Genomic DNA, 11,338 nt, shown 5'->3' with positions numbered 1-11,338 from the left:
CTACTCCCTGCCTGCCTGCGAGCCCGCGGACTCCGGTGCGGCTCCCGTCGGCTCGGAGGGGCCGGGCTCGACGAAGCTGTAGGGCGGCAGCGGGCCGTTGACGCGCAGCTCGACGTGCGGATGCCCCTTGCGGGCCTCCTCGACGGCGGCGAGGAACACCGCAGCCGCGTCGCGCTCCACCAGGAACGACAGGTTGGCCAGCCATCCCGTGGACTCGGGGCCCACACTGATGGCGTGCGCGGCCGGCTTCAGGATGCGGTGCAGTGCCACCGCGTCCTCGGCCTCCCGGCTCTGCAGGGCGGCCACCACCATCTCGCCGAGCTGCAGCTTCTGCTCGTAACTGCCGCCGCCCGCCTGCCGATTGGCCTCGGCGAGGGCCTGCACCTCGGAGTTGTCGGCCATCACGCGGTGCAGGGCGGCCTGTTCGTCGTGGCTGGCCTTGACGTTGTACTCGACCTTGCCCGCCAGCGTGGTGAGCCGCTCGCGGTAGTGCTCGGCACGTTCGGCGAGGACGCTCGTGACGGACGCGTCGTCCGGGGCCACGTTGCCGAACCGCATGGGAAGGACCGCACCCGCCGCGCCCGCCTCGTTCAGCACGTTCTGGTGGGCCAGCAGGTCGATGCGCTTGGGGCGCAGCCCCTCGGGCGCGTCACTGACGATCGCCGCCAGGTCGCCTTCCTTGAGGATGCGCACCTGGCGCGCCGGCTTTCCCACGCCGTTCATGCCTTCGGGGAGCGAAGGGTGCGAACTCGCGGCGATGCCATAGACGTACGTGCTCATTCCTGCTCCTCCTTCCTGCGCGCGGACGTGCTCTTACGGGCGCGCGGGCGGGACTCCGACTGGCTCTCTTCACGGGACTGCTTGAAGGCGTCCGATATGGTCTCGGCCGCACCGGACAGCGCTCCCTTGGACTTGCCGCGCGCGCCGGATTCGGTGATCTCGCCCATCAGGTCGGGGAGTCCGGGGCTCTTGTGCGGGCCCGCCTCCAGGTCCAGGCGGTTGCACGCCTCGGCGAAGCGCAGATAGGTGTCGACGCTGGCGACGACCACGCGCACGTCGATCTTCAGGATCTCGATGCCTACGATCGAGACACGCACGAAGGCGTCGATGACGAGGCCACGGTCGAGGACTAGCTCCAGGACGTCGTACAGGCCACTGGTGCCGCCCGATCCGCCTGCTTGCTGTGGGACAACGGTCATGCCGACCGGCCCTCCTTAGCTGGGAAGTTGTGGAAAATCTGCGGAAACCCGCGCGCAAAGGCGCTCTAGCGGCCGCCGCCCTTGTGGGAGTCGGCGCGCCCGCGTTCATAGCGGCGGACGCGTTTGTAGCCCAGAAGCTCGCCCTGCGGGTCGCACTCCACCTGGTAGCTCGCGAGGAGACTCATCGTGTCCGGAACCCGGCTGAGTTCCAGGACCTCGATGTCCAACGTCCAGCCGTCATCGGTCTGTTCGAAGGACGACACGGACTCGACGGCCATCCCGGTGAGTTCGGTGAGCTGGGTGCGTGCCGTGCGCAGCACCTCCATCGGGCTGGGGCCGCGCTTCGCCCTGCCGTTTTCCGCGTGTTCGGTTGAATTCCTCGAGTTCTGCGAACCCGTCTTCTTCTCTGGATCAGACTGTGTGTTCAAAATGGCCACCTCGCCTTCACGGGTGGCCCACAATCCGTTGGCCAAACATCTCTCTCAGGCGTCACGGCTCACCGGCCCCAACGGTGCGGCATCTCCGGATCCACACTCGGATCCGTCGCGTCCACACCCGGATCGGCCGCGTCCACGGTCGGCGGCGACACGGGCGGAGGGGGCACGGACGGGGTGTCCTTGGTGTCCGCGGCAGGGCGGTTCACGGCCGGGCCGTCCGGGGAAGGCCGACCCTTTGCGGGGCGGGCGGCCTCACGCAGGAAATAAGCCACGCCGGCCAGGACCACCGCGGTGATCAACGCGGCCGCCCAGTCGGGCAGCCCCAGCGCGAGCGCCAGGCCGAAGGCCAGCGCCAGCGCGGCACCCGCGTAGAGACCGAAGGCCCCCGCCCCCGCATACAGCGCGGCCGTGCGGCGCTGTTTCCGCGTCTGCTCCCGCAGTTCGTCGCGCACGGCCTCGCGGGCGGCAAGCGTCAGTTCATCGACGAGGCTCTTCTCCAGATGGTCAAGATGCTCCAAACGATTCATGGCGCCCGAGTACCCGAACATCCGTGCGCGTAACGCGGCGCTCCGGCCCGCGCTCGCCGTGCCGGGTGGCTTGTTCAAAGGCGTGACCGATCTGCAGAACCCGCAGATCGCCGCGGTGCGGTCCGACGATCTGCAGCCCCACCGGCAATCCGTCCGGGGTGAATCCGGCGGGCACGGACAGCGCCGGACTGCCCGTCGCGGACACCAGGTACGCCGAGCGCATCCAGTCCAGATAGTCCGCCATCGACACCCCGTCGACCTCGGCCGGATACTCCAACTCGACGGGGAACGGGACGACTTGACTGGTCGGCAGGATCAGGGCGTCATACCGATCGAAGAACTCCCGTACCCGGTGGAACAGTTCGGCGTGCAGCACGGTGGCCCGCTCCAGGTCGATGCCGGTGAGCGTGCTCCCCTGTCGTACGTTCCGGACCAGGCTGGGCTTCATCCGGTCGCCGTCGGTCTCCAGGAGCGCCCCGAGCCCCAGGTGGAACTGCCAGGCACGGAAGGTCCTGAACACCTCGTCGGCGCCGGACAGATCGGGGCACGCCTCCTCGACCGCGCACCCCAGGCCGGCGAAGACGGCGACGGCGGGCGTGAGCACGTCGGTGACCTCGCGGTCGACCGGCACCGCTCCGCCCAGGTCCGGCGACCAGGCGATCCGAAGGCCCGTCAGATCCCGTTCAAGTGACCCGCCGAACGCGCTCCCCGGCGTCTCCAGGGCGATCGGCGAGCGCGGGTCGGGCCCGGCGACGACGGAGAGAAGCAGCGCCGCGTCGGCGACCGTGCGCGCCATCGGCCCCTGCACGGCCATCGTCGACCACGGGGCGGTGTCCGGCCAGCTCGGCACGCGGCCCGGCGAGGGGCGCAGGCCCACCACGTTGCAGAACGACGCGGGATTGCGCAGCGAACCGCCCATGTCGCTGCCGTCGGCCAGGGGGTGCATGCCGCACGCGAGCGCGGCCGCCGCTCCCCCGCTGCTGCCGCCCGCCGACCGCCGGAGGTCGTACGGGTTGCGGGTGGCCCCGAATACCGGGTTGAAGGTGTGCGAACCGGCCGCGAACTCGGGCACGTTGGTCTTGCCGATGGTGATCGCCCCGGCGGCGCGGATGCGCTCGACGATCAGCTCGTCGTGATCCGGGACGTTGTCGGCGAGGAGCGGTGTGCCGTAGGTGGTCCGGATGCCGCGGGTGTCGTGGGTGTCCTTGTGGGCGACGGGCAGACCGTGCAGCGGGCCGAGCGGTGCGCCGCGCGCGGTTTGTTCGTCGGCGGTGCGCGCCTCGTCGAGCGCGCGCTCGGCCGCCAGGGTCACCACGGCGTTCACGGCGCCGTTGACCTGCTCGATCCGGTCCAGGTGCGCCTGGACGACCTCGCGTGCGGACAGCTCGCGGGTGCGGATTTTGGCGGCGAGTTCGCGGGCGGTGAGCCGGACGAGCTCGGCGGCTTCGGGCACTTGCTGCGCGCCCAGGTCTTCGGGGACTTGGTGGGCTCGGTGGCCTTGGTGGGCTTCAGGGCTCATACGACGCTTTCGACTCGGGGCGGCCTGCGCCTGCTCGGGGCGGTCGGCGGCTCGCGGCTGAGGCCGTGACGAGGCGGAGTATGCCCACGTCACCGCGTCGGCCATCCGGTCCCGCACGCTGCGGCCCTCGCGTTCAGCGAGCGGCTGAAACACGTCGCATCTGTTGACTCCGGCAGATCACCCGAACATGCTCCTCACGACGAGGTTACGTACGTCCTGTACATTTTTTACAGACGCCCTTGGGGAGCAGCCGGCCCCCGGCAGAGGAGAGACGCGCCATGAACCGACCCATCGCCCGCCATGTCCTGCCCGAGTTCACCGAGCGCACCAGCGCGGGGCGCCGGACCCTCGACCCGTACTCGAAGCTGCTGGAGGAACGCATCGTCTTCCTGGGCACGCCGATCGACGACACCTCGGCCAACGACGTGATGGCGCAGTTCATGCACCTCGAACACGCGGCGCCGGACCGCGACATCGCGCTCTACATCAACTCCCCCGGCGGCTCGTTCAGTGCGATGACGGCGATCTACGACACGATTCAGTTCGTCACCTGCGACGTGGAGACGACCTGCCTGGGGCAGGCGGCGTCGGCGGCGGCCGTCCTCCTTGCCGCGGGCACACCCGGCAAGCGGTTCGCGCTGCCCGGCTCCCGCGTGTTGATCCATCAGCCGTCGCTCGCCGAGCCGATCCAGGGCCAGGCGACCGACTTGGCGATCCAGGCCGACGAACTCCTGCGCACCCGCGCCGCCCTGGAGAGGCTGCTGGTCCAACACACCGGCCAGAGCCCACAACGCGTCGCGGCCGACATCGAGCGGTACAAGATCCTCAGCGCCACCGAGGCAGTCGACTACGGCCTGGTGGACAGGCTCATCACGAGCCGCAAGTCGTCCCTCCGCGCCCCGGACGCACGGTGATCAGCCGATGCTGCCACCCGAACTTCCCCCACTGCCCGCACTCACCCGCGCCGAGGGCGAGTTGATCGACCGGTATCTCGAAGTGGTCGACCTGGTGGGCCGGATCAACCCCGCCCGCGCCTCGGACACCTACGGCGGACTGCGCGCCGCCCAGGCCCTGGTCGGCAGCGCGACCGCCCTGCGGGACGCACTGACGCTCATGCACCAGCGGGGCGAGAGCGCCGTGCACGCCCCGACGTTGGCACGAGCGCTGCGTGTGCTCGACGGGGAGCGTCGCGCGGGCCGGGTCACCGTGCCACCCCCGTCGGCATCCTGAGCACCCGTCACCCCCGCTGCCAAATCCCGAAGCGCCCGGGTCCGGTCTCAAACGAACCAAACGGGCTACCTCGTTCGGCGTAGACAATCGTCATTATTTGAGACGTCTTCAGTTGCGTCAGAGGTGTACGCGATGGCCGGAATTACTCGTTCCGGTGCTGGTCGAACGATCGCCTGGTGACGCCTCCCGATCCCGAATCCGACCTTGTCCACCCGAACGGTTCAGCCGTGAGGAGCCTCACAAAACGCCGTTTCGGCTCGGAATTCCACCCCTTGACGGGTCAAGATCCCTTCCGACGACAAGCCCCCGCCACAGCGGCGGGGCGGTCCGGGCGGACGCCGAGTCCTGCCGCCGCCCGGATGACCGGTCGACATCGGTGCATCGGCAGGAGTGGAGGACCCAGGCATGACGGGTCGGTCCGGAAGGTCCGGACGCCGACCCTTGGGGTGAAGCCGCACACCGCGGCCGGGCAACTTCGCCAGCCCGAATCCGACAGGTCATCCTTCACAGGCGGTTGACGAAGGGTTGCGCATGACCGCGCTGAATCATGTTCCGTCGCTGCTCACCAGGGCCGGTTCCGTATCGGCCCTCACGCTCGCCGTCGTAGGCGGCACCCTCGTGGCCCCCGGGCTCACGTCGGAAGCAGAGGCCGCGACACACGGGACCAAGGCGCTCAAGATCGCTGCCTCCAAGAAGGGCTCTCCGTACGGCTACGGAGCCGTGGGGCCACACCGGTTCGACTGCTCGGGCCTGACGCTCTACTCGTTCAAGCGCACGGGCAAGAAGCTGCCGCGCACCGCCGCGCAGCAGTACAACAAGACCCGCCACGTCTCGGCGTCGAAGCGATCCCGCGGCGACCTGGTCTTCTTCCACTCCGGCCGGAGCGTCTACCACGTCGGCATCTACGCCGGGAAGGGCAAGATCTGGCACGCGCCCAAGAGGGGGACCGTCGTGCGCCTCGAGAAGATCTGGACGAAGAGCGTCTCGTACGGCCGGGTGCGCTGACAGCCCGCCACTGACCGTCGACCGCAGACCTGTCGGAGGGCGGCGGCGGTGGCCGCACGGCCGCTGCCGCCGCTCGACCGGCCCTCCGGTCGGCGCGCCCGACGGGCGGGGAGCGCGTCGACGCGGATACTCGGTCGCCATGTCCGAAAACAACGGTGCCCGCTCCACGGGTGAGTCCTCCGACGCCCGCAACGAGACGACGCTCGAACGCGCCGACCGGAACTTCTCCGAGATCCTCCAGGAACTGCGCGTCACGCAGGCCGGGGTGCAGATCCTCTTCGCGTTCCTGCTGACGCTCGCCTTCACCGAGCGCTTCACCTCGCTCGACACGGTGCAGCGCACCACGTACGTGACCACGCTGCTGCTCGCGGTCCTGTCCGCCGCGCTGTTCACCGCGCCGGCCGCCGTGCACAGGTCGCTGTTCGGGCAGCACTCCAAGCCGCGGATCGTGCGGGTGTCGTCCCGTCTCGCCGGCATCGGCATGGCGGTCCTGGTGTTCGCGCTCGCCGGTTCCGTACTTCTGGTCGTGGACGTGGCCGTGGGCCGCACCGGCGGGATCATCGCGAGCGCGGGCACGCTGGTGGTGTGCGCGGGCCTGTGGGGCCTGCTTCCCGTTCTGGTGCGCGGCGCGGACAAGGGCCGGGACCCGGAACCGGACACCGGCGCGTCGGACGGCGTCAGGCCATCAGGGCCTCGGTGAGGAGCACCAGGCCGAGGACGCTCAGCGCGACGCCTGTGCCGCCCTCGATCGCGCGGGCCGTACGCGGCCTGCGCAGCCGGCGGCCAAGACGGTCCACCAGGAGCGCGACGACCGGGAACCACACCAGGGCCAGGACCACGATGATCGACGCGAGCAGCAGTGTCCTGGGCATCGCGGGGCTGCCCGCGGGCACGAACTGGGGCAGGACGCTGAGGAAGGTGATCGGCGCCTTGGGGTTGAGGGCGTTGGTGAGGAACCCCTGCCGCAGGCTGCCCCCGGCCGCGGGCTGTTCCGCGCCGTCCGGCGCACCGGAACTCGCCAGGGGCCGCGCCGCCGACCGCAGCGCGCGATACCCGAGGTACAGCACATAGGCACCGCCGAGGACCTGCAGCGCCCGGAACAGCGTGGGAACCGCCGTGAGGACCGCGGCGACCCCGGCCACCGCGAGCGCCGTGTGCACCAGGAGCCCGCCCGCGACACCGATCGCGCAGGTGACCCCGGCGCGGCGGGAGGCGAGGGAGTTGCGCACCACGACGGCGAAGTCGGCCCCCGGCATGGCGACCATGCCCGCGGCGACTCCCGTGAAGGCGACCAGTTGAGCGTCCATGGCCGCCAGCCTGCCGTTCTTCTGCCTTCAGCGGGTATGTGGAATATCCTGGATCTGCCTAAAGCAGGCGTTTAGCCCCACGCCGGCGGACAGCCCCCACCGCCCGTCGGCTCCTGCACCGGGAGACACCATGTACGACCCGACGCGGCTCGCCGCACTGGTGGCGGTCTCCGAGGCCGGGTCGATCACTCGCGCCGCCGAGCGCCTCGGCTACACCGTGCCCGCCCTCTCCCAGCAGCTGGCCAAGCTCGAACGCGAGGCGGGCACCGCGCTCCTGGTCCGCCACCACCGCGGGGCGCGGCTGACCGGCGCGGGCGAGCTGCTGCTCGCGCGGGCGCGCCGGGTCCTGGACGAGATGGAGCAGGCCCGGCACGAACTGGCCCAGCTGGCGGGCCTGTCCGGCGGCAGGCTGCGCGTGGGGACCTTCGCCACCGCCGGGATCCATCTGGTGCCGCCCGCGCTGACCGCGTTCCGCCGCGCCCATCCGGACGTCGACCTGACGGTACGGGACTATGAACCGCCGCTCGGCGTCGCGGCCGTGGCTGCGGGCGAGGTCGACCTGGCCCTCACGCACACGTACGAGCCCGCGGATCCGGTGGCGCTGCCCGCGGCCGTGACCGCGGAGCCGATCCTGGTCGAGGAGCTGGTCCTGGTGACCTCGCCCGGCCACGCGCTGGCGAGCGCGTCGTCGCGGCTGCCTCTGACCGAGCTCGCCGGGCAGCCGCTGATCAGCATGGCGCCGACGCATCCGCCACGGCAGGGCGTGGAGTCCGCGCTCGTACGGGCCGGGGCCACGCCTTCGGTCCTGGTCGAGACCCCGGGGTACGCGCTGGTGTGCGCGCTGGTCAGCGCCGGGCTCGGCGTCGCCGTCGTACCGGAGATGGTGGCGAGGACGGCGGCCACCCCGGTGGGGGTCAGGCCGCTTGAGCCAGGGGATCTTCGCCGCACGATCTCGGTCGTCCACCGCACCGACGAGTCACACCCCGCGGCGGACACCTTCAGGGCCCTGCTCCGTGGGGCCTTCGGACGCTCACCGGGGTGAGGGCGAGGGGGCCGCTGTCCCGCCGCGGACGGGCGCGGTCCACGGCAGCGCGATCCAGACCGTCTTGCCGCCCTCGGGGGTGGGCGTGACCGAAAGCCTGCCGCCGCACTCCATGGTCAGCCAGCGGATGATCACCAGACCTCGGCCGTTGTCCTGCTGGACGGCGGCGGGCAGCCGCTTGGGGTAGCGGGGGTGGCTGTCGGTGACGCCGATGCGCAGCTGCTCCTCCCGGTCGAGCTCGATGTCCACCGTGAAGGTGGGCGACTGGCCCCGGGTGTGCTGGACGGCGTTCGTGGCCAGTTCGGAGACGATGAGCCGGACCGTGTCCGCCACTTCGGTATCACCTGGCAGGCCCCACTCGGTGAGGATGTTCGAGACGAATTTCCGGGCCGCGGAGACCGAGGCAGGAGCGCTCGGCAGGGTGACGGATGCTTCCTGAAGGTCTGCCATGGCGACGTGTCCCTTTCCCACCGGGGCTCGGCTCCGACTCGTAGCGGAAGGCACGAGGACAGTCCCGGAATGGTGCTTCGCGCCAGCCTGCCACTCTTGGGGTGCTCAGAGGTGGCCATCCACCAAGATGTGCATATATCTGTCGCTCGAAGCGGTGAACTCTGCTACGAGAGACCGTATTTGGGCGGCAGGTCGGCGCTTCCTCTACTGTCGCCGGGAAGAGGGCGGAGGGAGGCCGAAAAAAGAGGCTCCGTCCGAAAGGAGACGGACATGCGGTACGGTCCCGCGGTGCGCCGACGGAAACTCGGCGCCGAACTGCGTGCACTGCGCACGCACGCCGGGCTCACCAGTGGCCAGGCCGCGGACCGGGTCGGCTGGCATCAGTCGAAGGTGAGCCGGATCGAGACGGGGCGTAGCAGCGTCAAGGCGGCCGACGTACGTCTCCTGCTCGAGGCGTACGAGGTCAAGGACCCCCGACTGCGCCAGTTGCTGGTGGCGTTGGCGGGCTCGGACGACGACGGCGGGCGCCGCCACTGGTGGCACGCCTATCGCGAGCTGCTGCCGCCCGCCTACCGCGACTTCATCAGCCTGGAGTCACAGGCCTGTCGGATGCGCACCCTGGAGACCACCGTCGTGCCCGGCCTCCTGCAGACGCCGGACTACGCGCGTGCGGTGACGCGGGCCGCGCTCGACGGGCTGCCGGACGAACAGGTGGACACGCTGGTCGAGGTGCGTCTGGCGCGTCAGGACGTGCTGCGCGCGGCTCCGCCGCTGCGACTGAGCGTGATCCTGGACGAGGCGGTGCTGCACCGTCCTGTGGGCGGGAATCATGTGCTCGCGGGTCAGTTGAAACGGTTACTGGAAGCAGCACAGTTGCCCCATGTACGACTTCAGGTGTTGCCGTTCGCCGCCGGAGAGCACGTGGGCCTCATCGGATCTTTCGTTATCTTCTCCTTTCCGAACATTGCTGATCTGGATGTGGTTGTTCTAGACCACTTGACGAGTAGCCTCTACCTCGAACGGAGAGAAGACCTCCAGGCATACACGGCTGCCTTCAACTCCCTTCAAGGAAAAGCACTTTCACCCGAGGAATCAACGGATCACATCGCCGGGATAGGTGACGGCGCGTAAGGGGGCACCATGACTGCACTGCCTCGGCACGTACCCTCCAGCACATCTCTGCACGGCGCACGGTGGCATCGCAGCAGCCGCAGCAACGGCATGAACAACTGCGTGGAGACAGCCTCGCTCGCTTCAGGGCCGAAGCAGGGGCTTCTCGCCGTGCGCGATTCGAAGAACACCGCAGGGCCCGCCCTGCTCTTCTCACCCGCCACATGGGAGGCCTTCGTCCACGGCCTCCGGTGACTACCGGGGTGCGGTGCGGCTGATCACTCGTACGGCATCGGCGATCTGTGTGCCGGTGAGATCCGCACGTGCGGTCAGCCGCAGCCGCGAGATGCCGTCGGGCACCGACGGCGGACGGAAGCAGCCGACGGCGAGGCCGGAGCCCCGGCAGTCGGCGGCCCACCGCACGGCGGCTTCCGGTGACGGGGCACGCACGGAGACGACGGCGGCGTCGGGACGTACCGCCGAGAGACCTTCCGCCGTGAGGCGTTCATGCAGCTCGGCCGCGACCGCGCGGGCCCGTGCCGCGCGCTCCGGCTCCCGGACGAGCAGCCGCAGGGCGGCCAGTGCCGCACCCGCGGCGGCGGGGGCGAGCCCGGTGTCGAAGATGAAGGCGCGGGCCGCGTTGACCAGGTGGTCGATGACCTTGGCGGGGCCGAGGACCGCGCCGCCCTGACTGCCGAACGCCTTCGACAGGGTGACCGTGGCCACCGTGTGGGCGGAGCCCGCGAGCCCGGCCGCCTGCGGTGCGCCCCGTCCACCGTCGCCGAGCACACCGAGCCCATGGGCGTCGTCGACGATGAGTCCGGCGCCGAACTCACCACAAACGGAAGAGAGTTCGGGGAGTGAGGCCGCATCGCCGTCGACCGAGAAGACCGTGTCCGACACGACGACCGCGGGGCCCGTGTGAGAGTCCAGCGTCTTGCGCACCGCTTCGGGGTCGGCGTGCGGCACCACCTGCGTCGTCCCGCGCGCGAGGCGGCAGCCGTCGATCAGCGAGGCGTGGTTGCCCGCGTCCGAGACGATGAGCGAACCGTGCGGGGCGAGAGCGGTGACGGCGGCGAGGTTCGCGGCATATCCGGAGGAAAGGACCAGGGCGGCCTCGAAGCCGCAGAACTCGGCGAGCTCGCGCTCCAGTTCCGCGTGCAGCTCCGTGGAGCCCGTCACCAGGCGGGATCCGGTCGCCCCGCCACCCCAGCGGCGGGCAGCGGCCGCGGCGCCCTCGGTGATCTCGGGGTGCCTGGCCAGGCCCAGGTAGTCATTGCTCGCCAGGTCGAGGAGGCCGCCGGAGTCGGCGGGGCGGGGGCGCAGGGTGCGGACGAGTCCGGTCCGGGCGCGCAGGCTCGCCTGCTCGTCGATCCAGTCGAACGGCGCGCTCACCATGAGGGTTCCTCCGGGTCGTCATCACTGGCCGGTTTGTAGACAGTGCACAGACCCTAGCCGTCAGGCCACCGGGCCAGGATGTGGCAATACCCACACCTCTCAGCGTTTCTGTTG

General features: G+C 70.3%; 15 protein-coding genes and 1 riboswitch. Of the genes, 7 read left to right on the top strand and 8 right to left on the bottom strand.

What is annotated here, in order from left to right; all coding sequences use genetic code 11:
* The 5 genes from AC07AG_RS01105 to AC07AG_RS01085 all read right to left on the bottom strand — a co-directional run bounded on the left by AC07AG_RS01105 (nucleotide 1) and on the right by AC07AG_RS01085 (nucleotide 3,682).
* Nucleotides 1-780: a GvpL/GvpF family gas vesicle protein gene (locus AC07AG_RS01105; RefSeq protein WP_478750580.1), complete on the bottom strand. Its 780-nt coding sequence runs from the start codon at nucleotides 778-780 to the stop codon at nucleotides 1-3.
* Nucleotides 777-1,199: a gas vesicle structural protein GvpA gene (locus tag AC07AG_RS01100; protein WP_478750578.1), complete on the bottom strand. Its 423-nt coding sequence runs from the start codon at nucleotides 1,197-1,199 to the stop codon at nucleotides 777-779. Before AC07AG_RS01100 ends, AC07AG_RS01105 begins: the two co-directional genes overlap by 4 nt.
* A 65-nt stretch (nucleotides 1,200-1,264) precedes the next feature.
* Complete coding sequence (locus tag AC07AG_RS01095) at nucleotides 1,265-1,630, bottom strand: gas vesicle protein GvpO (RefSeq protein WP_478752158.1); 366 nt, start codon at nucleotides 1,628-1,630, stop codon at nucleotides 1,265-1,267.
* Nucleotides 1,631-1,695: 65 nt separating this feature from the next.
* Nucleotides 1,696-2,163, bottom strand: a complete 468-nt coding sequence (locus AC07AG_RS01090; RefSeq protein ID WP_478750576.1) for a phage holin family protein — start codon at nucleotides 2,161-2,163, stop codon at nucleotides 1,696-1,698.
* Nucleotides 2,141-3,682 carry an amidase gene (locus tag AC07AG_RS01085; protein WP_478750574.1) on the bottom strand — a complete coding sequence of 514 codons (1,542 nt, stop codon included), beginning with the start codon at nucleotides 3,680-3,682 and terminating at the stop codon, nucleotides 2,141-2,143. Before AC07AG_RS01085 ends, AC07AG_RS01090 begins: the two co-directional genes overlap by 23 nt.
* A 278-nt stretch (nucleotides 3,683-3,960) precedes the next feature.
* Between AC07AG_RS01085 and AC07AG_RS01080 the strand changes: the two genes are divergently transcribed.
* The 4 genes from AC07AG_RS01080 to AC07AG_RS01065 all read left to right on the top strand — a co-directional run bounded on the left by AC07AG_RS01080 (nucleotide 3,961) and on the right by AC07AG_RS01065 (nucleotide 6,617).
* Entirely contained in the window at nucleotides 3,961-4,596 is a 636-nt protein-coding gene (locus AC07AG_RS01080; RefSeq protein WP_478750572.1) for an ATP-dependent Clp protease proteolytic subunit, read from the top strand.
* Between the two features lie 7 nt (nucleotides 4,597-4,603).
* On the top strand, nucleotides 4,604-4,912 hold the full coding sequence (locus AC07AG_RS01075; RefSeq protein WP_383272226.1) for a hypothetical protein: 309 nt from the start codon (nucleotides 4,604-4,606) through the stop codon (nucleotides 4,910-4,912).
* A gap of 364 nt (nucleotides 4,913-5,276) precedes the next feature.
* A riboswitch (cyclic di-AMP (ydaO/yuaA leader) is annotated at nucleotides 5,277-5,440 on the top strand.
* Nucleotides 5,441-5,443: 3 nt separating this feature from the next.
* Nucleotides 5,444-5,917, top strand: a complete 474-nt coding sequence (locus tag AC07AG_RS01070; RefSeq protein WP_478750570.1) for a C40 family peptidase — start codon at nucleotides 5,444-5,446, stop codon at nucleotides 5,915-5,917.
* A 139-nt stretch (nucleotides 5,918-6,056) separates the two neighbouring features.
* Nucleotides 6,057-6,617, top strand: a complete 561-nt coding sequence (locus tag AC07AG_RS01065) for a DUF6328 family protein (protein ID WP_478750568.1) — start codon at nucleotides 6,057-6,059, stop codon at nucleotides 6,615-6,617.
* Here AC07AG_RS01065 and AC07AG_RS01060 read toward each other — a convergent pair.
* Nucleotides 6,595-7,224: a LysE family translocator gene (locus AC07AG_RS01060; protein WP_478750566.1), complete on the bottom strand. Its 630-nt coding sequence runs from the start codon at nucleotides 7,222-7,224 to the stop codon at nucleotides 6,595-6,597. The genes AC07AG_RS01065 and AC07AG_RS01060 overlap by 23 nt on opposite strands.
* A gap of 130 nt (nucleotides 7,225-7,354) precedes the next feature.
* Here AC07AG_RS01060 and AC07AG_RS01055 point away from each other — a divergent pair, with 130 nt between their 5' ends.
* Nucleotides 7,355-8,266 (top strand): LysR family transcriptional regulator, encoded by a 912-nt coding sequence (locus AC07AG_RS01055; protein ID WP_478750564.1) that lies wholly within the window; start codon nucleotides 7,355-7,357, stop codon nucleotides 8,264-8,266.
* Here the strand turns inward: AC07AG_RS01055 and AC07AG_RS01050 are convergent.
* Complete coding sequence (locus AC07AG_RS01050; protein ID WP_478750562.1) at nucleotides 8,255-8,716, bottom strand: ATP-binding protein; 462 nt, start codon at nucleotides 8,714-8,716, stop codon at nucleotides 8,255-8,257. The genes AC07AG_RS01055 and AC07AG_RS01050 overlap by 12 nt on opposite strands.
* A gap of 270 nt (nucleotides 8,717-8,986) precedes the next feature.
* Here AC07AG_RS01050 and AC07AG_RS01045 point away from each other — a divergent pair, with 270 nt between their 5' ends.
* Entirely contained in the window at nucleotides 8,987-9,847 is an 861-nt protein-coding gene (locus AC07AG_RS01045; protein WP_478750560.1) for a helix-turn-helix domain-containing protein, read from the top strand.
* Nucleotides 9,848-9,856: 9 nt separating this feature from the next.
* Nucleotides 9,857-10,081, top strand: a complete 225-nt coding sequence (locus AC07AG_RS01040; protein ID WP_478750558.1) for a DUF397 domain-containing protein — start codon at nucleotides 9,857-9,859, stop codon at nucleotides 10,079-10,081.
* Here AC07AG_RS01040 and AC07AG_RS01035 read toward each other — a convergent pair whose 3' ends face one another.
* The gene (locus AC07AG_RS01035; RefSeq protein WP_478750556.1) at nucleotides 10,082-11,224 is read right to left on the bottom strand and encodes an 8-amino-7-oxononanoate synthase; all 1,143 of its coding nucleotides are present in this window, start codon (nucleotides 11,222-11,224) and stop codon (nucleotides 10,082-10,084) included.
* Nucleotides 11,225-11,338: the final 114 nt, after the last annotated feature.

The sequence above is a fragment of the Streptomyces sp. NPDC044044 genome, assembly GCF_056434405.1.
The sequence above is the reverse complement of the archived record's forward strand: the minus strand, read 5'-3'. Positions and strand labels throughout refer to the sequence as shown.